The organism is Thiomonas sp. (genome assembly GCF_034007205.1).
Taxonomy (GTDB): domain Bacteria; phylum Pseudomonadota; class Gammaproteobacteria; order Burkholderiales; family Burkholderiaceae_C; genus Thiomonas.
Genome location: NZ_JAVERI010000004.1, coordinates 24,122 through 44,903, shown reverse-complemented (window position 1 = coordinate 44,903; position 20,782 = coordinate 24,122). Strand labels below are relative to the sequence as shown.

At 64.5% G+C, this 20,782-nt stretch carries 22 protein-coding genes and 1 tRNA gene; 13 read left to right on the top strand and 10 right to left on the bottom strand.

The features are described from left to right. Positions 1 to 30: 30 nt before the first annotated feature. The 6 genes from RBR52_RS04490 to RBR52_RS04465 form a co-directional block, all read right to left on the bottom strand. Positions 31 to 2,535 (bottom strand): plasma-membrane proton-efflux P-type ATPase, encoded by a 2,505-nt coding sequence (locus RBR52_RS04490; RefSeq protein ID WP_320375994.1) that lies wholly within the window; start codon positions 2,533 to 2,535, stop codon positions 31 to 33. Continuing rightward, positions 2,532 to 4,061, bottom strand: coding sequence for an MFS transporter (locus tag RBR52_RS04485; RefSeq protein ID WP_320375993.1), 1,530 nt, complete (start codon positions 4,059 to 4,061; stop codon positions 2,532 to 2,534). Before RBR52_RS04485 ends, RBR52_RS04490 begins: the two co-directional genes overlap by 4 nt. A gap of 7 nt (positions 4,062 to 4,068) precedes the next feature. Beyond that, positions 4,069 to 4,863, bottom strand: a complete 795-nt coding sequence (gene ppk2, locus RBR52_RS04480; protein WP_320375992.1) for a polyphosphate kinase 2 — start codon at positions 4,861 to 4,863, stop codon at positions 4,069 to 4,071. Position 4,864: 1 nt separating this feature from the next. After that, positions 4,865 to 5,137 (bottom strand): hypothetical protein, encoded by a 273-nt coding sequence (locus tag RBR52_RS04475; protein ID WP_320375991.1) that lies wholly within the window; start codon positions 5,135 to 5,137, stop codon positions 4,865 to 4,867. Positions 5,138 to 5,303: 166 nt separating this feature from the next. Then, entirely contained in the window at positions 5,304 to 5,534 is a 231-nt protein-coding gene (locus tag RBR52_RS04470) for a hypothetical protein (protein ID WP_320375990.1), read from the bottom strand. 12 nt (positions 5,535 to 5,546) lie between these two features. Further along, complete coding sequence (locus tag RBR52_RS04465; RefSeq protein ID WP_320375989.1) at positions 5,547 to 5,909, bottom strand: carboxymuconolactone decarboxylase family protein; 363 nt, start codon at positions 5,907 to 5,909, stop codon at positions 5,547 to 5,549. Positions 5,910 to 6,213: 304 nt separating this feature from the next. Between RBR52_RS04465 and RBR52_RS04460 the strand changes: the two genes are divergently transcribed. The 9 genes from RBR52_RS04460 to RBR52_RS04420 all read left to right on the top strand — a co-directional run bounded on the left by RBR52_RS04460 (position 6,214) and on the right by RBR52_RS04420 (position 12,916). Then, positions 6,214 to 6,570, top strand: coding sequence for an ArsR/SmtB family transcription factor (locus tag RBR52_RS04460; RefSeq protein WP_320375988.1), 357 nt, complete (start codon positions 6,214 to 6,216; stop codon positions 6,568 to 6,570). Further along, positions 6,567 to 7,070: an ArsI/CadI family heavy metal resistance metalloenzyme gene (locus RBR52_RS04455; RefSeq protein ID WP_320375987.1), complete on the top strand. Its 504-nt coding sequence runs from the start codon at positions 6,567 to 6,569 to the stop codon at positions 7,068 to 7,070. The genes RBR52_RS04460 and RBR52_RS04455 overlap by 4 nt, the downstream gene beginning before the upstream one ends. A gap of 21 nt (positions 7,071 to 7,091) precedes the next feature. Further along, the gene (locus tag RBR52_RS04450) at positions 7,092 to 7,655 is read left to right on the top strand and encodes an arsenate reductase ArsC (protein ID WP_320375986.1); all 564 of its coding nucleotides are present in this window, start codon (positions 7,092 to 7,094) and stop codon (positions 7,653 to 7,655) included. A 73-nt stretch (positions 7,656 to 7,728) separates the two neighbouring features. Further along, positions 7,729 to 9,030: an arsenic transporter gene (locus RBR52_RS04445; RefSeq protein WP_320375985.1), complete on the top strand. Its 1,302-nt coding sequence runs from the start codon at positions 7,729 to 7,731 to the stop codon at positions 9,028 to 9,030. Positions 9,031 to 9,079: 49 nt separating this feature from the next. Then, complete coding sequence (locus tag RBR52_RS04440; protein WP_320375984.1) at positions 9,080 to 9,646, top strand: sigma-70 family RNA polymerase sigma factor; 567 nt, start codon at positions 9,080 to 9,082, stop codon at positions 9,644 to 9,646. Between the two features lie 97 nt (positions 9,647 to 9,743). Beyond that, on the top strand, positions 9,744 to 10,811 hold the full coding sequence (locus RBR52_RS04435) for a permease (RefSeq protein ID WP_320375983.1): 1,068 nt from the start codon (positions 9,744 to 9,746) through the stop codon (positions 10,809 to 10,811). 36 nt (positions 10,812 to 10,847) lie between these two features. Then, positions 10,848 to 11,084 (top strand): thioredoxin family protein, encoded by a 237-nt coding sequence (locus RBR52_RS04430; RefSeq protein WP_320375982.1) that lies wholly within the window; start codon positions 10,848 to 10,850, stop codon positions 11,082 to 11,084. A gap of 25 nt (positions 11,085 to 11,109) precedes the next feature. Then, on the top strand, positions 11,110 to 11,613 hold the full coding sequence (locus tag RBR52_RS04425) for a heme-binding protein (RefSeq protein WP_320375981.1): 504 nt from the start codon (positions 11,110 to 11,112) through the stop codon (positions 11,611 to 11,613). Between the two features lie 346 nt (positions 11,614 to 11,959). After that, positions 11,960 to 12,916, top strand: coding sequence for a cation diffusion facilitator family transporter (locus tag RBR52_RS04420; protein ID WP_320376158.1), 957 nt, complete (start codon positions 11,960 to 11,962; stop codon positions 12,914 to 12,916). 200 nt (positions 12,917 to 13,116) lie between these two features. Here the strand turns inward: RBR52_RS04420 and aceA are convergent, their stop codons facing one another. Further along, positions 13,117 to 14,424, bottom strand: coding sequence for an isocitrate lyase (aceA, locus tag RBR52_RS04415; protein WP_320375980.1), 1,308 nt, complete (start codon positions 14,422 to 14,424; stop codon positions 13,117 to 13,119). A gap of 330 nt (positions 14,425 to 14,754) precedes the next feature. Between aceA and RBR52_RS04410 the strand changes: the two genes are divergently transcribed. The 4 genes from RBR52_RS04410 to leuA all read left to right on the top strand — a co-directional run bounded on the left by RBR52_RS04410 (position 14,755) and on the right by leuA (position 19,631). After that, a complete protein-coding gene (locus tag RBR52_RS04410; RefSeq protein ID WP_320375979.1) occupies positions 14,755 to 15,357 on the top strand; it encodes a chromate transporter in 603 nt (200 codons plus the stop codon). Further along, complete coding sequence (locus RBR52_RS04405; protein ID WP_320375978.1) at positions 15,357 to 15,890, top strand: chromate transporter; 534 nt, start codon at positions 15,357 to 15,359, stop codon at positions 15,888 to 15,890. Before RBR52_RS04410 ends, RBR52_RS04405 begins: the two co-directional genes overlap by 1 nt. A gap of 13 nt (positions 15,891 to 15,903) precedes the next feature. Continuing rightward, positions 15,904 to 17,466 (top strand): NAD(P)H-hydrate dehydratase, encoded by a 1,563-nt coding sequence (locus tag RBR52_RS04400; protein ID WP_320376157.1) that lies wholly within the window; start codon positions 15,904 to 15,906, stop codon positions 17,464 to 17,466. A gap of 452 nt (positions 17,467 to 17,918) precedes the next feature. Then, positions 17,919 to 19,631 carry a 2-isopropylmalate synthase gene (gene leuA, locus RBR52_RS04395; protein WP_320375977.1) on the top strand — a complete coding sequence of 571 codons (1,713 nt, stop codon included), beginning with the start codon at positions 17,919 to 17,921 and terminating at the stop codon, positions 19,629 to 19,631. A 144-nt stretch (positions 19,632 to 19,775) separates the two neighbouring features. Here leuA and RBR52_RS04390 read toward each other — a convergent pair. The 3 genes from RBR52_RS04390 to RBR52_RS04380 all read right to left on the bottom strand — a co-directional run bounded on the left by RBR52_RS04390 (position 19,776) and on the right by RBR52_RS04380 (position 20,774). Continuing rightward, positions 19,776 to 19,852 (bottom strand) — tRNA-Pro (locus RBR52_RS04390). A gap of 31 nt (positions 19,853 to 19,883) precedes the next feature. Continuing rightward, a complete protein-coding gene (locus RBR52_RS04385; protein WP_320375976.1) occupies positions 19,884 to 20,288 on the bottom strand; it encodes a MerR family transcriptional regulator in 405 nt (134 codons plus the stop codon). A gap of 99 nt (positions 20,289 to 20,387) precedes the next feature. Next, positions 20,388 to 20,774, bottom strand: a complete 387-nt coding sequence (locus RBR52_RS04380) for an integration host factor subunit alpha (protein ID WP_320375975.1) — start codon at positions 20,772 to 20,774, stop codon at positions 20,388 to 20,390. Between the last annotated feature and the right edge of the window lie 8 nt (positions 20,775 to 20,782).

Below are 20,782 nucleotides of genomic sequence, written 5' to 3'. Positions count from 1 at the left end.
ACTGTACGTCAGCAGCACTCGCACCCCGGTTCATTGGCCTGGCTTGAACGTGCGCTGTTTGAGCAAATGCAGAAAATCGCGATGGCGCGGCGCGCTGCGGTCGAAGTGGCGATACACCGCGAGCTTGGCCAGGTCTTCGACGAAGGCCCAGAACAGGCAATAGACCCAGATCAAACCCACCGCCGACCAACCGATCGGGGCGATCAGTCCCATCGGGAACACCACGAACAGCGTCGCCAGCGCCTTGGTGAGAATGGCCGACCACAGCAGTGCGGGCGAAGGCCAGGGCTTTTTCCAGAAGGCTTGTTTGCTGCGTGCGACGAACAGGGTGAGGTGCCCGGAGACCGCCAGCTTGAGGAAAATGAAGGTCTGGATGCTGCCCATGTCGAGCTTCATCACATCGTGCGCGAACCACAGCAGCAGCAGGGTCTCGCCCACGCCGATCAGTCCGAGCACGGTGGACACGGTGATGACGCGGCGCATGTCCCAGCGCACCGGCTGGGGATCGACGGCGGTGCGGTCGTAGGCGATGGTCATGATGGGCACGTCGTTGAAGAAGGCCAGCAGGATGATCATCACCGCGGTGATGGGGTAGAAACCGTAGGCCAGCATGGCCGCGACCACGAACACCATGATGCGGATGGTCTCGGTGATGCGGTAGATGGCGTAGCTGTTCATGCGCTCGAATATGCGCCGCGCCTCTTCCACCGCCTTGACGATGGTCGACAGCCCCGGCGCGGTGAGAATGAGCGCGGCCGCCGCGCGCGCCGCGTCGGTGGCGCCCGACACCGCAATGCCGACATCAGCCTGCTTGAGCGCCGGGGCGTCGTTGACGCCGTCGCCGGTCATGGCCACGCGGTGGCCGGCGTCCTGCAGCGCCTTGACGATGCCGTACTTGTGCTCGGGGAAGACCTGGGCGAAGCCGTCGGCGGCGTCGATCTGCTCGGCCAGGCTCACGCCGGGCTGCTGCTTGTCGGCATCGAACACCTCGCCTGCGGCGACGATGTGTGTGCCGATGCCGAGCTGCCCGCCGATTTCGCGCGCAATGGCGACGTTGTCGCCGGTGACCATTTTCACCGCCAGGCCGTGGCTGCGGGCGTCGGCAATGGTTTGTCTGGAGTCGCTGCGCGGCGGGTCGAACAGCGACAGCAGGCCGTCGAGCTGCCAGGCACCCTCCCCGGTCTTGCTCGCCACGCCCAGGGTGCGCAGACCCTTGACGGCCTGCGCCTCGATCCAGGCGCTGGCCTTGTTGCGGGTAGCCTCATCCGGCTTGCACAGATCGAGGATGACCTGCGGCGCGCCCTTGGTGGCGCTGATCTGCGCGCCCTGCGCGTCGGTCCAGCGGCCTTCGCTGCGCTTGCCCACCGGGTCGAACGGGGTGAAGCCCGCGGCGGTGTAGCCCGCAGGCGTGGCAGTTTTCACCGGCTGCGCGGCGTACACCGCCTGATCGATGGCGTCGCCGTTGTCGGGCTGGCTGGCCAGCGCGGCGTGCAGGTTGAGCGTGGCGGCATCGGGCGCGGCCAGCAGCAGCGGGTCGCCCAGAGTGAGCTTGTTCTGCGTGAGCGTGCCGGTCTTGTCCGAGCACAGCACGTCCACCGCGGCCAGTTCCTCGATGGATTCCAGCCGCGAGACGATGGCCTTTTCCTTCGAGAGCGCCAGCGCGCCCAGCGCCATGGTCACCGACAGCACGGCGGGCATGGCCACCGGTATCGAGGCCACGGTGAGGATGAGGGCGAATTGCAGCAGGTCGATCCACGGCAGACCGCGATGCAGCTCGACCAGCACCAGGATCGCCACCAGGCCGAGGCTGACGTAGATGAGATAGTCGCCGATGTTGAGCACGGCCTTCTGAAAGTGCGACACCGCGCCGGCCTTCTGCACCAGTTGCGCGGTCTTGCCCAGATAGGTATTCACCCCGGTGGCATAGACCACGCCGACCATCTCGCCCTGTTTGGCGATGGAGCCGGAATACACCACCTCGCCCGGCTTGCGGCTGACCGGCAGCGACTCGCCGGTGAGCGCCGATTGGTCGACGCTGAGGTAGTCGCCCTCGATGAGCTTGAGGTCGGCGGGCAGAATGTCGCCCAGCCGCACGCGCACCACGTCGCCGGGAACGAGCTGCGCGGTATCGAGCTGCGTCCACTGGCCGTCGCGCTTGACGCGGCACTTGAGCGCGAGCTGTTTTTTCAGCGCATCGAGCGCGCTGCTGGCCTTGAACTCCTGCCAGAAGCCGATGCCGGCATTGAACAGCAGCAGCAGCACGATGATGATGAAATCCGGCCAATGCCGCACCAGCGCCGAGAGCAGCGCGGCGACCTCGATCATCCACGGAATCGGCCCCCAGAAATAGCGCAGCAGGCGCATCAGCAGGCTGACATGCTGCTCCGGCAGGCTGTTGGGGCCGACCTGCGCGAGGCGCTGCGCGGCTTCGGCCTGGGTGAGACCGCCCGCCGTGCTGCCAAGTTTTTGCAGCAGATCAGCCGACGATAGCGCGGCTGCGGCCTTGGCATCGAATGTTTGATTCGCCGGATTCATGTTCCACCCTCGGTTGGAGATGCGAGCAGCGCGACCTTGGGGCGGCGCGTCGGCAGGGTTTGCGTTTGATGCTGTTCGAGCGTGAGCCCGTGCCCATACAGGCCGAACGCCCAGGTACTGAGCAGCCCGAGCAGGCTGACCCCGGCCATCAGCGCCAGCACGGTCGGCACGCCCAGAGCAGACTTGATCAGCGGCAGGGCGAATACGCCAAGCGTGGCGCCGATCTTGGCGCTCGATGCGGCAAAGCCTGCGCCGGTGGCGCGCAACTGCGTGGGGTACAGCTCGGTCGGCAGGATGTAGGTGGTGCTGTTGGGCCCCATGTTCATGAACAGGTTGAACACGAAAAAACCGAAGAACACCAGCCCGACATGCGCCGCGTCGCCCCCCGCGAGCACCGTGCTCAACCAGAGAACGCCCATGCCGACGGCCATGCCGCCGAAGCCGAGCATCTGCATGCGGATGCGCCCGAACCGCGCCACCGCCCAGAGACCGATGACAAAGCCCAGCAGCAGAAACAGGTCGATCAGCCCGGTGCCGCGCGCCAGCGCCGCCACATGCGGCACCAGCGGCAGCCCTGCCCCCGCCACATGCATCTGCGCCAGCAGCACGGCGGTGAACAGCCCGACGCCATAGGTGGCGATATCCATCAGAAACCACGGCACGGCGCTCAGCAGCGTGCGGCGCAGGTAGGCCGGGTGAAACAACAGGCCATAGCCCTGCGGTTTGGCCGACTGCGGCACGCGGGCGACGAAGTGCACCGTATCGCCCAGACGCGAGGCCATGCGTTCGAGCTGGCGGCGGTCGGAGGGCACGAAGCGCTCCAGCACGTGCACCGCCTCGCGGTTGCGCCCCTGCCCCATCAGCCAGCGCGGGCTTTCCGGCAGATTCAGACGCCCCAGAAGGAACAGCAGCGCAAACAGCATTTCCGTAGCGAAGAACCAGCGCCAAACAGAAGGCTCGGGGTTGATGTGCAACAGCGCCAGAGACAACAGCGCGGCCACGATCAGGCCGAGCGACTGGCAGGCGATGGTGGCGACCATCATGCGGCTGCGCTTTGGGTGCGGCATGCACTCGGCCACATAGCTGCCGCTGACCGGAAAATCCATGCCGATGCCCATGCCCACGACGAACTGCGCGGCAATCAGCCCCCAGGCGTTCCAGGTCAGCGCGCTGAAACCCGCGGCGATGGCCAGAACGATCATGTCGAGCAAAAAGACCGACTTGCGCCCGACGCGGTCCGCCAGCCGCCCGCCCCAGGCCGCACCGACGATGGCGCCGGCCACCAGCGCCGCGCCGAGCAGCCCGGTCTGCAGCGCCGACAAACTCAGACCCTCGATCAGCAAAGGAATGGACAGGCCCAGCATGAACACCGACAGCCCGTCGATCAGCGTGCCGCCGCTGGCCAGCGCCCAGGCCAGGTAGTGCGGCAGGCGCATCGGCGCGCCGTCGAGCAGCGCGATGATCTGCGCATGGTCGGGGTGAACCGCTGTCCCTTGCGATCCGACAGCCTGTGCGGATGCCGCCATGATCCCCTCAGGCCGCAACGCGCCCTTGCGCCACCGCCTCGTGGGTGTAGTTGAACACCACCTCGGGATCCGGACAGAGCAGAGCGTGATCCTTGCCCTGGTAATCCAGCCGGGCGAGCAGATCCATGATGAGATTCAGGCGCGCCTGCTTCTTGTCGTTGGCGCGCACGATGGTCCAGGGCGCGACCGGCGTATGCGTGCGGGCGAACATGGCGTTGCGCGCCACGCTGTAGTCTTTCCAGTGCTTTTGCGCGGCGGCGTCGATCGGGCTCATCTTCCACTGCTTGAGCGGATCGGTGAGCCGGTCCTTGAGTCGCTGCTTCTGCTCGTCTTTGTCGATGTCGAGGTAGTACTTGAACAGTTGCAGACCCGAGCGCACCAGCATCTGCTCGAACACCGGCACGGTCTCCATGAACTCCTCGTACTGCGCCTCGGTGCAGAAGCCCATCACCCATTCCACTCCGGCGCGGTTGTACCAACTGCGGTTGAACAGCACGAACTCCTCGGCGGCCGGCAGATGCGGCACGTAGCGCTGAAAATACCACTCCGACTCGTCGCGCGTGGACGGCTTGCCCAGCGCCACCACGCGGGTCTCGCGCGGCGAGAGGTGCTCGATGACGCGCTTGATGGTGCCATCCTTGCCCGCGCTGTCGCGCCCTTCGAGCAGGATGAGAATGCGGTCGCCGTTGGCGATGAGCGCCTTCTGGAATTTCACCAGCTCGATCTGCAGGGCCTTGAGGGTTTTGGCGTAGTCGTGATCGGGGTGAGATGACGGCTGTTTTTGCTCATTTTTCTTGCTCATTTCAATCTCCTAAGCCCAGGTCGGACTTCGGCAGCGGATCTTCTGGCAAATGCTCCGGCAAGGCATCGCTGCCGATGGGCGAGAGGTAATCGGCCATCTCGTCCCAGGGTCTGCCTTCGGCCAGTTCTTCGTAATAGGCGCGGGCGAGGCGGCCGAGTTCGCTGTTGGGGTCGAGCAGATCGTGCGACTGAGCGCCGTCCAGCCGCCCCATGGCCCGCCAGATGAATTCCTCGAATGCCCGCATCTTTTCGGGCGACAACGGTGCTTGTTTCATCGTAGAACTGACTTCGTTTTGAAACCCCGCCCTTCAGGGCGGTGGGAGCCGCAGACCTCGGCCTGAAGGCCGAGGTTTCGGTGACCGTTTTGGCAGGGGATGCAAACCCCTTCCAAAACACATTGGACCGACAGGCCTGAAGGCCTGTCGCTAATTTCTTGCTGGCTCAGCTCTGCACGGTGGCGGGCAGGACGGATTCATCCGGCGCCCGGTATAGGAAGATCATCATGTAGTGAGGCAACTCGCCCGCGGCCAGACCGGCGTAATAGGCGCGGGCGATGCGGCCCAGTTCGCTGTGCGGATCGAGCAGGTCGCGCCAGCGCGAGCCATCGAGCCGCCCCATGGCGCGCCAGACGAATTCCTCGAATGCCCGCATCTTTTCGGGGGACAGCGGCATCCGCTTCATGGGTCAGGTCGGCTCTGCGGCGGGCGCAACGAATTCATCCAGCGCCTGGAGCAAAGGGGTCATGTACATCATGGCCGGGCCGCCATGCATGAGCACGGCAAGAAAGCCGGCCTCGATCAGTTCGTCACGCTTCGCCCCGGCATGCACCGCCTGTTTGACGTGGAATGCGATGCACCATTCGCACTGCGCCGCCACCGACAGCGCCACATTGACCAGTTCTTTTTGCTTGCCCGACAGGGCCGGGCCCGATTCGGCCTTGCCCATGAAATTCATGAAGGCCTGGACTTCGTTGGGATGACTTTTTCCGAGCGTGGACAACAGCGACTCGATTTCGTGCAGGCGTTCGCGCATGGGGGATTCAGGCATGGTGTTTCTCCGTGGATTTGGACATCAGGGGACTCATTTTCGGGAAATCGCTCTTCCGGTGCGCTCGACAGCGCTCACTTGCAGCGCTGCCCGCTGCAGCCGACGTCAAGGTGAGCCTGTAGTGTGCTACAGCACCGTGGCAGGAGCTTGACTTGCATCATGCCGCAGCCATTCGGTTTTCTATATGTGTAAGCAAATTTTGCTGCAGTGCACACCTCAAAATCGGACAACAAAAGCGTTGTCGGATCCACACAAAATCGAAAGATGCTTGCTTCGATTTCTATATTTCCATAAACTTCGAATCATGGAAACGAAAGCGGCTCTTCTCGCTCTGGCTGCACTCTCGCAAGATTCGCGCCTTCGCGTGTTTCGCACCTTGGTCCAGGCAGGCCCGAAGGGGCTGGCCGCTGGCCGTATTGCCGAGCAGACCGCCATCCCCCCCTCGTCGCTGTCTTTCCATTTGAAGGAGCTCGCCCATGCCGATCTGGTCGCGTCCCATCAGGCCGGGCGCTTCGTGATTTACACGGCGCGCTTTTCCACCATCAATGATCTGATCGGCTATCTCACCGAAAACTGCTGCGGCGGCAATCCCTGCGGACCGGTCGGCGCGCACTGTGCGAATCACCCGCAATCATCCCTTGAGGAGGACATCACCCCATGAAACGCTTCCATGTCCATGTCAGCGTCCCGGCGCTGGACGAGGCCATCCGCTTCTACTCCGGCCTGTTCGCCGCCGAGCCGACGGTACGCAAGCCCGATTACGCCAAGTGGATGCTCGACGACCCGCGGGTGAACTTCGCCATTTCGCAGCGTGGCGCCGAACCCGGATTGAACCACCTGGGCATTCAGGTGGAAAACGAGGCGGAACTGCGGGAAATGCAGCAACGGCTCGAATCCACCGAGGCCGACTTCATCGAAGAGGCGGGCACGGCCTGCTGCTATGCCCGCTCGGACAAATACTGGGCCAACGACCCGGTGGGCATCGCCTGGGAGACCTATCACACGCTGGACACGATCCCCATGTTCAATGAATCGCCTGAAGCGGGCGGTTGCTGCGTGCCCGCAGCGGTGGTGGCCGCACCTGCGCCCCAGAGCCCGACAGTCTTTAGCCAGCCTGCCACATGCTGCGGCGGCACCACATCAAAATCATCCTGCTGCTGATTTTTTCTACTGGGAGTCTTCATGGACAAGGTTTACAACGTGCTGGTGCTGTGCACCGGCAATTCCGCCCGCTCGATCATGGGCGAGGGGCTGATCAACACGCTGGGCAAGGGGCGCTTCAAGGCCTACAGCGCCGGCAGCCATCCGGTCGGGGTGGTCAACCCCTTCGCCATCGAGCAGTTGAAAAGCATCGGCTATCCGACCGATACGCTGCGCAGCAAAAGCTGGGATGAATTCGCCACGCCCGATGCGCCACACATGGACTTTGTCTTCACCGTCTGCGACAAGGCTGCAGGCGAAACCTGCCCCATCTGGCCCGGACACCCAATGACCGCGCACTGGGGCTTCGAAGACCCGGCCGCCGTGCAGGGCAGCGACGAGCAAAAGCGGCGCGTCTTCCAGACCGTCTTCCGCCAGATCATGTGCCGGGTGCGCGCCTTCGTCAGCCTGCCGCTGGAGCGCCTGGACGATGCGGCGATCAAGAGAGAAATCGTGGACATCGGCAAGACCCCGGTCGAGCCTTTGCCCGAGTCTTGCACCAAGGACGATCTCGATCCCGTGATGCAAGACTCGGCGGTTCAATGACCGCATCTGCGCACCGCACGGCAGGCGTCAGCGGCCTGCCGTTTGTTTTTCTACAAGAATCCCACATCTTTTCATGCTCGCCGCCCTGCTCATCTTCATCCTCACCCTGGTGTTCGTCATCTGGCAGCCGCGCGGTCTGGGCATCGGCTACAGCGCCCTGGGCGGCGCGGCGCTGGCGCTGATGTTCGGCGTGATCGACTGGGGCGACATTCCGGTGGTATGGCACATCGTCTGGGACGCCACCTTCACCTTCGTCGGGCTGATCATCATTTCGCTCATCCTCGACGATGCCGGGGTGTTCCACTGGGCCGCGCTGCATGTGGCGCGCTTCGGGCGCGGGCGCGGGCGGCGACTGTTCCCGCTGATCGTGGTGCTGGGCGCAGTCATTTCGGCGTTTTTCGCCAATGACGGCGCGGCGCTCATCCTCACGCCCATCGTGCTGGCCATGCTGCTGGCGCTGGGCTTCGGCCCGGCGGCGGCGCTGGCCTTCGTCATGGCCTGCGGCTTCGTCGCCGACACCACCTCGCTGCCGCTGGTGATCTCCAATCTGGTCAACATCGTCACCGCCGGCTATTTCGGCATTCCCTTCGACCGCTACGCCGCGGTGATGGTGCCGGTCGATCTCGCCGCGCTGGCCGCCACGCTGGCCGTGCTGATGCTGTTCTTCCGCCGCGACATTCCCCCGCGCTACGACCTCGCCCGGCTCGACGCCCCGGCCAGCGCCGTCAAGGACGCGCTGGTGTTCCGCTGGACCTGGCCGGTGATGGCTGTGCTGCTGGTGGCGTATTTCGTCACCGCCGCATGGCAGGTGCCGGTGTCGCTGGTGACGGGTCTCGCCGCGCTGTTGCTGCTGGCCCTGGCCGGGCGCTGGTGGCGCGGCGGGCGCGGCGCGGTGATCGACCTGCGCCACGTCATCAAGGGGGCACCGTGGCAGATCGTGCTGTTCTCGCTGGGCATGTACCTCGTGGTCTATGGTCTGCGCAACGCCGGGCTGACCGACTATCTGGCGCAGGCGCTGCAGGCGCTGTCCCGCCACGGCACAGTGGTCGCGGCGGTCGGCACGGGTTTCATCAGCGCGGTGTTGTCCTCGGTGATGAACAATATGCCCATGACCCTGGTGGGCGCGCTGGGCATCCAGCACGCGCAGGGGCTGGCCCCGGACGTGCGCGAAGCGATGATCTACGCCCATGTCATCGGCTGCGATCTCGGCCCCAAGTTCACCCCCATCGGCAGCCTCGCGACGCTGCTGTGGCTGCATGTACTCGACCGCAAGGGCATGCACATCGGCTGGGGCTATTACATGCGCGTCGGCCTGGTGCTGACCACGCCGGTGCTGCTGATCACCCTGCTGGCTCTGGCCTGGCGCTTGAGCTGATCGGGTGATGAAGTTTTAGGATGGGCGTCTGCCTATCCTGCCCGCTGCCATGATCGACACCCAAGCCGCCCCCTGCACGCTGCAAGCCTGGCAAAGCGCCGAGGCCGAGCTGCGCGGCTTTCTGCGCCGCCAGTTGCACGACGCCGACGCGGCCGACGACCTGCTGCACGAGGTGTTTCTCAAGGCCATGCGTCAAGGCGATCGCTTCTGCCAGATCGACAACGCCCGCGCCTGGCTGTTCCGGGTGGCGCGCAACGCGCTGGTCGATCTGCAGCGCGCCGCCCGACCGTTTGACCCGCTGCCCGACGAACTGCCCGCGCTCGATGAGGGTCCAGCCCCGGTCGAAGCACTGGCCGAGTGCCTGCCGATCGCGCTGGCGAGCCTGTCTGCCGCAGACCGCGATGCCATCGAGCAATGCGAACTTGGCGGTCTGTCGCAGGTGCAATACGCCGAACTGCGCGGGCTCAAGCTGCCCACGGCCAAGTCACGCATCCAGCGCGCCCGCACCCGTCTGCGCGCCGCCCTGGTGGAACGTTGCGGCGTGCGTTTCGATGCGCAGACCGGCGCCGTGTGCTGCCACGTTCCGCAAGGCAGCCGCTGCAACTCCGCCGCATAAACCCTGAGAAACGGCAATTTCAGCCGTTCGGGCTGCATCCTTTTCGGCGCTTGCGCGTCTTCACGACGAGTTCGGCTTTTTTTCAGGACCCGTTGCCATGAACACCCAAGTCCAATCCACACCCACTGCTGTGCCCAAGGTCGCTTCCGCCTGGCGTGCCTGGATCGTGCCCCTGCTGTATGTCGTCGGCTGGTTCGCGCTCTACAGCCGGCTCGAATCCGCCACCGATGCCTTGATGCGCTGGCTGTCCGTCGCCAGCGGCATGGCCGCGACCAGCCATCTGTTTGGTGCGGTGAGCTTTTTCGTGTTTGAAGTGCCCAAGGTGCTGATGCTGCTGGCGCTCATCGTGTTTGTGGTCGGCGTCATCCAGACCTTCTTCACCCCGGAGAAAACCCGCGCCATCCTCGCGGGCAAGCGGCAGGGCGTGGGCAATGTGCTGGCGGCCAGTCTGGGCATCGTCACGCCGTTCTGCTCGTGCTCGGCGGTGCCGCTGTTCATCGGCTTTCTCACCGCGGGCGTGCCGCTGGGCGTGACCTTTTCGTTCCTGGTGTCCGCGCCCATGGTCAACGAAGTGGCGCTCGCCCTGTTGTTCGGCCTGTTCGGCTGGAAGATCGCCGCGATCTACCTCGGCCTGGGGCTCGTCGTGGCCATCGCGGCGGGGATGGTGATCGGCCGCATGAACCCGGTCAAGCTGGTCGAGGCCTGGGTGTTCGACATTCCGTCGGTCAGCCACGCCGAAGGCGCGCTGGGCTGGGACGCGCGCTTCACCCAGGGCTGGAAGCATGTGCGCGACATCGTGCTCAAGGTCGCGCCCTACATCGTCGCCGGCGTGGGTGTGGGCGCGTGGATTCACGGCTATGTGCCGCAGGACTTCATGGCCCACCTCATGGGCAAAGGCCGCTGGTGGTCGGTGCCGCTGGCGGTGCTCATCGGCGTGCCGATGTATTCGAACGCCGCGGGCATCATCCCCGTGGTGCAGGCGCTGCTGGGCAAGGGCGCGGCGCTGGGCACGACACTGGCCTTCATGATGGCAGTCACCGCGCTGTCCTTCCCCGAATTCATGATTCTGAAGAAGGTGATGAAACCCAGGCTGATCGCGCTGTTCGCCGGTGTCGTGGCGGCGGGCATCATCATCGTGGGCTATGTGTTCAACGCGGTGATGTGACGCGCCCATTCACATCTCATATCGAAGCGACCTTTCATGCTGAACATCAAAATCCTCGGCACGGGCTGTGCCAGTTGCAAATCCACGCAAAAACTCGTCGAAGACGTCATCCAGGCCAAGGGGTTGCAGGCCCAGGTGGAAAAGGTCGAAGACATCGCGTCAATCATGCAATATGGCGTGATGCGCACCCCCGGCGTGGTGATCGACGGCAAGGTGGTGCACAGCGGCGGCATTCCCAGCCGCGCACAAATCGAAAGCTGGCTCAAGGGCTGAACATTTTTCCTACACGGACAACCCCATGAACAAAACCCTCTTCGCCTTGATCCTGGCCGCGGCCAGCACGCTGGCGGCCAACGCCCGCGCCGATTCGTCCACCTGGACGCAGAAAATCATCACCCCGGAAATCGCCCTCAAGGCAGCGCAGGCGGCAAAGGCCGAATGCGTCAAGCACGGCTGGCAGGTCGCCGTGACCGTGACCGACCCGTCGGGTCTGCCGCTGGTCATGCTGCGTGACCGTTTCGCCGGCTGGCATACTGTGGCGGCCGCCGAAGGCAAGGCGCGCACCGCAGCGAGCTGGCGAGAATCCACCAGCTCGGTGGCGCAGCGGGTGAACAAGCCCGGCGCTGCCGAGCAAGCCATCAAGAATCTGCCCGGGGTGGTGATGATCGGCGGCGGCATGCCGATCGAGGCCGCCGGGCAGATGGTGGGTGCCCTCGGGGTGTCGGGCGCGCCGGGCGGGGCCAACGACGATATTTGCGCCAAGGCCGGCCTGGACGCCATCGAGGGCGACCTGGCGTTTTGAAGCGCGGCAATCAGGGCGGCCCTGCGTTTTGTCATGAGCGCCCCCAGACCTGCCGCTGTGCGTCAGGCCCCCCGAGGGGGATGAGGCCCGCGGCTCCAGGCTGCCCTGCGGCAGCCTGGACGGAGCCGAATCCGAGCGGCTTGCAAGCCGCGAGGTGGACTGAGAAAACTTGGGGCGGCCCTGCGTTTTCTCATGAGCGCCCCCAGACCTGCCGCTGTGCGTCAGCCCCCCCAAGGGGGATGAGAAAACTTGGGGCGGCCCTGCGTTTTCTCATGAGAAGGGCTGCGCCATGACCCGTGTCATCAACGTGCTCCCGGCCCGCTGCATCTGGACATTCTCGCCCGCCATGAACCACGATCACGACCACCATCATCACCCGGCGCCGCAGGACTTCGGCGCGCGCTTCGCCTTGGGCATCGCGCTGAACATCGCCTTTGTCGCGGTCGAAGCGTTCTACGGCTGGCGCGCCGGTTCACTCGCCCTGCTGGCCGATGCCGGGCACAACCTCGGCGATGTCGGCGGGCTGGCGCTGGCGTGGGCGGGATTGGCCGCAGGACGCCTGCGCGCGAACGACCGCCACACCTACGGCTGGCAGCGCGCCTCCATCCTCGCCAGCTTCCTCAACGCCACGCTGCTGCTCGTGCTCATGGGCGCGCTGGCGCTGGAGGCGGCGCAGCGGCTCTCCAGCCCCGCGCCGGTGGACGAATGGCCGGTGCTGGTCGTCGCCGCAGTGGGCATCGTCATCAATGGGGCCACGGCCTGGCTGTTTCTGGCGGGCAGCAAGGGCGACCTCAACATTCGCGCCGCCTTCCTGCACATGGCTGCCGATGCGCTGGTGTCGCTGGGGGTGGTGATCAGCGCGGCGGTGGTGCTCGCCACCGGCTGGATGTGGATCGACCCGGCGATCTCGCTGCTCATCGTCGCCGTGGTGGTGTGGGGCACGTGGTCGCTGTTTGCGCAGTCGCTGCACCTGCTGTTCGACGGCGTGCCGCATGGGGTGGACCTGGCTGCGGTGCGCGCCAGGCTCCTCGCCGTGCCGGGAGTGGTGAGTCTGCACGATCTGCATGTGTGGGCGCTGAGCACCTCGAAGGTCAGCCTGACCGCGCATCTGGTCGTGCACGGCGACACGCCTGCGGCGGATGCGGTTCTCGAACAAGCCGAGCACGTGTTGCACGACGTTTTCGAGATCAGACACGTGACGCTGCAAGTCGAGTCGGAGAATTTTGCCGCGCATTGCGCACTCGTCGCAGGAGATGGCCCCGCCTGCCCGGGCACTGCAAAAGCGGTGGAACCGACGCCATGAGCGCTCCGCACGGCCGCTCCGAAGGAGCGCTCAACTCCCTTTGGGGATGAGGCTGGGCCAGCGAACACGCCTGCGCGTGTTTGCGCGCCAGCCGAATCCGAGCGGCTTGCAAGCTGCGAGGTGGGGGCGAGCGTAGCGAGGAGGGTAGTCCTGTGAGTGCCCCCAGGTCGGCTCGCCGACCCTGGGGGCGCTCAGAACACTCAGGCCACCTTGCGGTCGAAGAACTGTTCATCTTCGGTCGAACCCTTCAGCGCAGCGGTGGACGCCTCGTTCTCGATGGTCGTGGTCACGGCGTCGAAGTAGCCGGTGCCGACCTCGCGCTGGTGCTTGACCGCGGTGAAGCCCTTGTCGGCGGCGGCGAATTCGGCTTCCTGCAGTTCGACGAAGGCGCTCATCTGGTTGCGCGCGTAGCCATAGGCCAGGTGGAACATCGAGTAGTTCAGCGCGTGGAAACCCGCCAGGGTGATGAACTGGAACTTGTAGCCCATCGCGCCGAGTTCCTTCTGGAACCTGGCGATGGTCGCATCGTCGAGGTTTTTCTTCCAGTTGAACGACGGCGAGCAGTTGTACGCCAGCAGCTTGCCCGGGAACTTGGCATGGATGGCCTCGGCGAAGGCCTTGGCGTAGGCCAGATCGGGCTTGCCGGTTTCGCACCACACCAGGTCGGCATACGGCGCGTAGGCCAGGCCGCGCGAAATCGCCTGCTGCAGTCCGGGCCGGGTGCGGTAGAAGCCCTCGACCGTGCGCTCGCCGGTGCAGAACGGCTTGTCGTTGGCGTCGACGTCGGCGGTGAGCAGGTCGGCCGCCTCGGCGTCGGTGCGCGCGACCAGCACGGTCGGCACGCCGAGCACGTCGGCAGCGAGGCGAGCCGCGACCAGCTTGGCCACCGCCTCGCGGGTCGGCACGAGCACCTTGCCGCCCATATGTCCGCACTTTTTCACCGAAGCGAGCTGGTCCTCGAAGTGCACCCCGGCGGCGCCCGCCTCGATCATCGCCTTCATCAGCTCGAAGGCGTTGAGCACCCCGCCGAAACCGGCCTCGGCGTCGGCGACGATCGGGGCGAAGTAGTCGATGAATCCTTCGTCACCCGGCTGCTTGCCTTCCATCCACTGGATCTGGTCGGCGCGGGTCAGGGTGTTGTTGATGCGCTTGACCACGCTGGGCACCGAATTGGCCGGATACAGCGACTGGTCGGGGTACATCTCGCCGGCGAGGTTGGCGTCTCCCGCGACCTGCCAGCCCGACAGATAGATCGCCTGCAGCCCGGCCTTGACCTGCTGCATCGCCTGGTTGCCGGTGAGCGCGCCCAGCGCATTGACGAAGGGCATGTCGTGCATCTGCTTCCACAGCCGCTGTGCGCCACGTTGCGCCAGCGTATGCTCGACCCTCACCGAGCCCCGCAGGCGCACCACCTGTTCCGCGTCATAACCGCGCTTGATGCCCTTCCAACGCGGGTTCTGCGCCCAATCCTGCTCCAACTCTGCCATTTGCTGTTTGCGATCTGCCATTTGCTTCTCCGGGTGAACCCAGTTTGCCCATCGGTTAACGCTTCGCGCCTGCATGAGCGCTGGCCGTCTTCATGAACAATCTGGATGATTGAAAACAGATGCTTCAGCTTAATGGACTTTTGCAGCGCAGCAAAGTCTTATATCTTATAGAAGATAGAATTTTATGTATAGAAAAATCAATCATTTACATTGCATTTTTTGCAATGCGGGATATTTTTTTGCTCAATGAAAGCTCAACGGGCTGCATGGCAAGAGTTCATTTTCATATCACGCCCTCTCCATTTCGCATCGTGAGAGGTTAACCCGGCCCATTTCTCTTTTGATCCTTGCATGACCTCTCCATCTCCTGCGGACAAGCCGGTCGATCAGAAACGCCCGCCCGCGTCATTCCTTCAAGCGCCGCGTCACATGGCCGAGTTGTTCTGGGTGTTCAATCACCTCACCCTGCTGGGCGTGGGCGGGGTGCTGCCATTTGCGCAGCGCATCCTGGTGGAAGACAAACGCTGGTTGAGCAACGAAGAATTTGTCGAGATGCTCAGCCTGGGGCAGGTGCTTCCCGGGCCGAATCTGATCAATCTCGCGCTGATGGTCGGGCAGCATTTCTTCGGCTGGCGCGGGGCGGTCGTGGCCCTGGCGGGCATGCTGGCCGCCCCGCTGGTGCTGATCTTCGTCGTCGCCATCGCCTATGCCCAATACGCCAGCACGCCTGCGGTGGCGCGCGCGTTGCAGGGCATGTCGGCGGTCGTGGCCGGACTGGTGATCGCCATGGCCATCAAGCTGTTTCCCGCCATCCGCCACGACCCGAGCAACTGGGGCTGGATGGGACTGGCCTTTGTCGGCGTGGGTCTTTTGCACATCGATCTGCTCTGGGTGCTGATCGCGCTCGGACCGATTGCCGTTGCCTGGGCCTGGTGGCGCATTCGGAGAGCCTGATGCACACGCTCTCGGTTGCCGTGGCCTTTTTCGGCCACTTTCTGTTGTGGTCCCTGCTTTCGGTCGGTGGAGCCATCGGCCTGTTGCCCGACATGCACCGGTATCTCGTGGTGGAACAACATTGGCTCAGCGACTCGGCATTCACTTCCGCGCTGGCTCTGGGCCAGGCTTCGCCGGGCCCCAACATGATTCTGTTCGCCGCGTTGCTGGGTTGGCAGATTCTCGGTCTGCCGGGCGCGCTGCTGGCGACCGTCGGGCTGATTCTGCCGTCATCGATCATCGCCGTGGCTTATTTCCGCTACAGCCGCATGCACAAGGATCTCCACTGGGTGCGCGCCATGCACGACGGCATGGCGCCCCTCACCGTCGGCCTGCTGCTGTCTTCCGGCTGGCTGCTGGCGCAGCAGGAAGCCCGCAACTGGCAGCGCGTGGCCCTCATCTCGCTCACCGTCATCCTCACCCTTCGCACGCGGCTCAACCCCTTGTGGCTGCTGCTCGCCGGCGCCCTCCTGGGCTTGCTCGGGTTCATTTGAGACAGGCGTGAATATGCTCGAACGCATCAGTTCCTTGCAATCCGAACCGGTGTACAGCGTCGTCGCGCTGCGCCAGATCGAGGCCGAAGCAGCGCGGGCGCTGCCACCGCACAGCCTCATGCAACGTGCGGGAAGCGCCGTGGCCCGGCTGACGCAGGCCGGCTGGCCGCACACGCGCCGCATCGTCGTACTCGCCGGTGCGGGCAACAACGGCGGCGACGGCCTCGTCGCAGCAGCCCAGTTGCGGCAGACCGGACGCGATGTGCTCGTGCTCGCCTGCGGCGCCGAGACGCTCGACGACTGGCTCGCCCGCCTGCCCGCCGACGCCGCCTGGGCCTGGACGCAGGCGCAGTCCGCCCAGGTTCGGTGCGTTCTGGATGATCGCCAAGCCTTGCCCGAGGCCGATCTCTACATCGACGCGCTGCTGGGCCTCGGACTGCGCGGCCCCGTGCGGGCGCAGATGGCTGAGATCATTCGAAGACTCGACGCGCAGCGCGACGCTCCCGTGTTCAGCGTCGACCTGCCTTCGGGGCTGGATGCCGATACCGGCGCCGCCGCAGACGCTTGCGTTCACGCCACGGTCACGCTCAGCCTGCTCGGGCTCAAGCCCGGCCTGTGCACCGGCGCGGGATCGGCGTCATGCGGAGAACTGTGGCACGACGATCTCGGCATCGATGCAGCGTCGTTGCACGCCCATCCCCAGGCCGAAGCCACCCAGCTCGGCGCCGATCTGATTCGCCCGTTGCTGCCCGACCTCACGCAGTCCGCCCACAAGGGCAAGCGAGGCGACGTCGCGGTAATCGGCGGCGCCGCCGGCATGACGGGCGCCGCCTTGCTGGCTGCCCGCGCAGCGGCGCATCTCGGCGCGGGCCGAGTGTTCGTCGGCCTGCTCGACGAGCACGCCCCCGCCCTCGACCTGCAAGCACCCGAACTGATGCTGCGCACCCCCACAGCGCTGCTCGATGCGCCGAGCGGTCGCACCTGTCTGCTCGTCGGCCCCGGCATGGGCGGCGGCGATACCGCCCGCATCCATCTGGCTCAGACCCTGGCCCTGCCCGTCCCTCTGGTCCTCGACGCTGACGCTCTCAATCTCCTCGCCGCGGAAAACACGCACGAACCCCGAACGCCGGCGCTGCAGTCCCTGTTGCGGCAACGGCGCCAGATCACCGTGCTGACGCCCCACCCGCTGGAAGCCGCCCGTCTGCTGGGCATCCCGGTACAGGCCGTCGAGGCGGACCGCCTGAACGCCGCGCGCGCCCTGGTGCAGCGGTTCGCATGCTGGGTCGTGCTCAAGGGGCACGGCACCGTCATCGTTTCGCCGCAACAAACGGCGTGGATCAATGCCACCGGCAACGGCCTGCTGGCCACGGCGGGCAGCGGCGACGTGCTGGCCGGCTCCATAGCCGCCCTGCTCGCAGCAACCGGCCAGGCCCCATCGGTGCTCGCCGCAGTCTGGCTGCATGGGCAGGCCGCCAGCCAGTATGCCCAAGTTCACGGCCCCTGTGGACTGACCGCATCTCAACTACCCCGCTGGATGACGGCAAGCTGGGCAGACCTGCCATCTTGCCATCCATGACTTGACATTGACGCGAGCGTCTGTTTTTGCTACCTTGCTGCCATGTTTACGGCTTACCGTTCTCGCGCATCGATGTCATCCAGCAACGCTTCTCGCGCTTGCTGTGCGAGAGCTTGCAATATTGTGCTACGAGGTCGCCTGCTGCTGGTTGGTCTGGTTGATCTGGTTGGTCTACTACTGAGTGGTCTGCTACTGGCTTTGCCACAGGCTGCCGCGTGCGCTTGATCGACAGGATTGATTGACGTTTTTCTCCCCGTTTATCTCCCATTCCCAAGCGCCCGCGGCTTCAGCCTTCGGGCGCTTTTTTCTGCGCTTTGCCATGACGACATCTCTGAACGATCCGAAACGACTACCCATCGGTGGACGGGCCCTGAACCGGCGACAGCCCGTCCGCCCCACCGTCGCAACCCTTTTGCCTTGATCGGCCTCATTCATTTTTCGGAGACGATGTCATGTTGAAGCAACCCCACACCAAATATCGCGCCTTCCCGCCCGTAGGTTTGAAAGACCGTACCTGGCCTGACCAGATCATCACCCACCCGCCCATCTGGATGAGCACCGATCTGCGCGACGGCAATCAGGCGCTGTTCGAACCCATGGACGCGCAGCGCAAGATGCGCATGTTCAAGATGCTGTGCGCCGTCGGCGTCAAGCAGATCGAAGTGGCCTTTCCCTCGGCGTCGCAGACCGATTTCGATTTCGTGCGCGAACTCATCGAAGGCGGCCACATCCCCGACGACGTCACCATCGAAGTACTGACGCAGGCGCGCGAAGACCTCATCCGCCGCACCTTCGAATCGCTGCGCGGCGCCAAGAAGGCCATCGTGCACATCTACAACGCGACCGCGCCCAACTTCCGCCGCATCGTGTTCAATGTCGACGAGGCGGGCTGCACCCGGATCGCCGTGAACGCCGCCAGGCTCATCAAGCAGATCGCCGCCGAGTACCCCGAAACCCAGTGGACCTTCCAGTACAGCCCGGAAGTCTTCAGCGGCACCGAGCTTGCCTTCGCCGTCTCGGTCTGCAACGCCGTGACCGAAGTCTGGCAGCCCACCCCCGAGAACAAGATCATTTTCAACCTGCCGGCGACGGTCGAGATGAGCACGCCCAACATCTACGCCGACCAGATCGAATGGATGCACCGCCACCTCGACAGGCGCGACAGCATCATCCTGTCGCTGCATCCGCACAATGACCGGGGCTGCGCCGTCGCCGCCGCCGAGCTCGGCGTCATGGCCGGCGCCGACCGGGTCGAAGGCTGTCTGTTCGGCAACGGCGAGCGCACCGGCAATGTCGATCTGGTCACCCTCGCGCTCAACCTCTATTCGCAAGGCGTCGACCCCGGGCTCGACTTCTCGAACATCAACGCCGTGGCACGCACCGTGGAGGAATGCACCCAGCTCCCGGTGCACCCGCGTCATCCCTATGCGGGCGATCTGGTGTTCACCGCCTTCTCTGGCTCGCACCAGGACGCCATCAAGAAGGGTCTGGCCGCGCAGCGTTCAGACGCGCTGTGGGAAGTGCCCTATCTGCCGGTCGACCCGGCCGATCTCGGCCGCGCCTACGACTCGGTCATCCGCGTCAACAGCCAGTCGGGCAAAGGCGGCATCGCCTACTTGCTCGAATCCGCCTACGGTCTGGTCATGCCGCGTCGTCTGCAGGTGGAATTCAGCGGTGTGGTGCAGAAGCACACCGACATGACCGGCACCGAAGTCACCGCGCAACAGCTCTGGCTGATGTTCGCAGAAGAGTATGTGCAGATCGCGCAGCCGCTGCACCTGCACGGCTACCACCTCAGCGACCACGGCGAGCGCCAGGGCATCCGCCTGGAAATCGATGTGCAAGGCAAACGCCTGAGCCTCACTGGCGAAGGCAACGGCCCGATCGACGCGGCCATCCACGCCCTGCGTCTGCCATTGGCCGTGCACAGCTACGAAGAGCGCGCGCTCGGGCTGGGGGCAGACGCCCAAGCCTCGGCCATCGTCGAAATGGCCCTTACCGGGATGGCAACGAGCACCTATGGGGTGGGCATGGACGCCAATATCGTCACCGCCTCCGTGCATGCGCTCATCTCCGGCGCCAATCGATTGCTGCAGCGTTTGCCCGAGAGCGACGCGCAGCGGCATCTGCAATCCATGCAGGTTCCTCTGCGGGCCGTAGCCTGAGCAAAAAATATCCGCAAGAGTGCGCCTATGCCGGGCGCACAAGAAAAAGTCCGCTCCAAGTTTGATTCTTAGGCGGACTTTTTACTTCCCCGTCACGACCGTCAGATGCAACGACAGGTGATATGTTGGTTTGCTTGAAGTTTTTGGTCGGGGCGAGAGGATTCGAACCTCCGACCCCCTGCACCCCATGCAGGTGCGCTACCAGGCTGCGCTACGCCCCGACGACCAAAGCAAACAATATTACACCATTCTTCATGGCTCAATCAAACTTCTGCGAATCGAAAGGAGTTCTGCGCGGAGTTCGCCGAGGTGCTGAATCGGTGGCAAAGGCGTGAGTGAGGCCGGATTCGGGGTTTGCGTCCTGCCTGCCGTATCTTCGATGTCGCGCCCCTCTGCGGCAGCCCCGCCCAGGCGGGCGCGGGCGCCGCTGATGGTGAACCCTTGTTCGTACAACAATTCGCGAATGCGGCGAATCAGCAAAACCTCATGGTGCTGGTAATAGCGACGGTTGCCCCTCCTTTTTATGGGACGCAGTTGCGCGAATTCCTGCTCCCAATATCGCAACACGTGCGATTTCACGCCGCACAATTCGCTGACTTCACCAATGGTGAAATAGCGCTTGGCAGGAATGGGCGGCAATGCAGGGGCGGCACTCATGGCGGTAGAGGTGGCGATGGACGAATCCTAATAGCCCGAGCTGGTGCGTCAAAGCCGTAAACGGGAACTGGAGAGCGCCCCAGACCTGCCGCTTTCGCGTCAGGCCCCCTCGGGGATCGGCCGCTGCAAAGCGGCGGCCTGATGGCTTTCTTTTGCCATGTCCGCCGATGCAGCGCTTTGGAGTTGATGTTTGAACTTGTGACTGGCGTGGAAAATGACCACCCGCCGCGCAGCGATGGGAATGATCTCGCCGGTGCGGGGATTGCGGCCCGGTCGCTGGGCCTTTTCGCGCAACTGGAAATGGCCGAATCCGGAAAGTTTGACATCTTCGCCACGCCCCAGGGCGTCGCGAACGCGGTCGAAAAAAGCATCGACCATGTCTTTGGATTCCCGCTTGTTCAGGCCGATGTGCTCATAGAGCTGTTCGGCAAGTTCTGCCTTGGTCAGCGTCGGTGTCTGCACCGATTCGATCTGAATGCGTGCCATCTGTCCTC

Bases quoted from the DNA above. Each gene is read 5' to 3' on its own strand.
- RBR52_RS04440 (WP_320375984.1), top strand. From the start codon at position 9,080: ATGATCGACACCCAAGCCGCCCCCTGCACGCTGCAAGCCTGGCAAAGC.
- RBR52_RS04430 (WP_320375982.1), top strand. From the start codon at position 10,848: ATGCTGAACATCAAAATCCTCGGCACGGGCTGTGCCAGTTGCAAATCC.
- RBR52_RS04470 (WP_320375990.1), bottom strand. From the start codon at position 5,534: ATGCCGCTGTCCCCCGAAAAGATGCGGGCATTCGAGGAATTCGTCTGG.
- RBR52_RS04490 (WP_320375994.1), bottom strand. From the start codon at position 2,535: ATGAATCCGGCGAATCAAACATTCGATGCCAAGGCCGCAGCCGCGCTA.
- RBR52_RS04460 (WP_320375988.1), top strand. From the start codon at position 6,214: ATGGAAACGAAAGCGGCTCTTCTCGCTCTGGCTGCACTCTCGCAAGAT.
- leuA (WP_320375977.1), top strand. From the start codon at position 17,919: ATGTTGAAGCAACCCCACACCAAATATCGCGCCTTCCCGCCCGTAGGT.
- RBR52_RS04410 (WP_320375979.1), top strand. From the start codon at position 14,755: ATGACCTCTCCATCTCCTGCGGACAAGCCGGTCGATCAGAAACGCCCG.
- RBR52_RS04400 (WP_320376157.1), top strand. From the start codon at position 15,904: ATGCTCGAACGCATCAGTTCCTTGCAATCCGAACCGGTGTACAGCGTC.
- RBR52_RS04425 (WP_320375981.1), top strand. From the start codon at position 11,110: ATGAACAAAACCCTCTTCGCCTTGATCCTGGCCGCGGCCAGCACGCTG.
- RBR52_RS04385 (WP_320375976.1), bottom strand. From the start codon at position 20,288: ATGAGTGCCGCCCCTGCATTGCCGCCCATTCCTGCCAAGCGCTATTTC.
- RBR52_RS04445 (WP_320375985.1), top strand. From the start codon at position 7,729: ATGCTCGCCGCCCTGCTCATCTTCATCCTCACCCTGGTGTTCGTCATC.
- RBR52_RS04450 (WP_320375986.1), top strand. From the start codon at position 7,092: ATGGACAAGGTTTACAACGTGCTGGTGCTGTGCACCGGCAATTCCGCC.
- RBR52_RS04435 (WP_320375983.1), top strand. From the start codon at position 9,744: ATGAACACCCAAGTCCAATCCACACCCACTGCTGTGCCCAAGGTCGCT.
- RBR52_RS04380 (WP_320375975.1), bottom strand. From the start codon at position 20,774: ATGGCACGCATTCAGATCGAATCGGTGCAGACACCGACGCTGACCAAG.
- ppk2 (WP_320375992.1), bottom strand. From the start codon at position 4,863: ATGAGCAAGAAAAATGAGCAAAAACAGCCGTCATCTCACCCCGATCAC.
- RBR52_RS04405 (WP_320375978.1), top strand. From the start codon at position 15,357: ATGCACACGCTCTCGGTTGCCGTGGCCTTTTTCGGCCACTTTCTGTTG.
- RBR52_RS04475 (WP_320375991.1), bottom strand. From the start codon at position 5,137: ATGAAACAAGCACCGTTGTCGCCCGAAAAGATGCGGGCATTCGAGGAA.
- RBR52_RS04465 (WP_320375989.1), bottom strand. From the start codon at position 5,909: ATGCCTGAATCCCCCATGCGCGAACGCCTGCACGAAATCGAGTCGCTG.
- aceA (WP_320375980.1), bottom strand. From the start codon at position 14,424: ATGGCAGATCGCAAACAGCAAATGGCAGAGTTGGAGCAGGATTGGGCG.
- RBR52_RS04420 (WP_320376158.1), top strand. From the start codon at position 11,960: ATGAACCACGATCACGACCACCATCATCACCCGGCGCCGCAGGACTTC.
- RBR52_RS04485 (WP_320375993.1), bottom strand. From the start codon at position 4,061: ATGGCGGCATCCGCACAGGCTGTCGGATCGCAAGGGACAGCGGTTCAC.
- RBR52_RS04455 (WP_320375987.1), top strand. From the start codon at position 6,567: ATGAAACGCTTCCATGTCCATGTCAGCGTCCCGGCGCTGGACGAGGCC.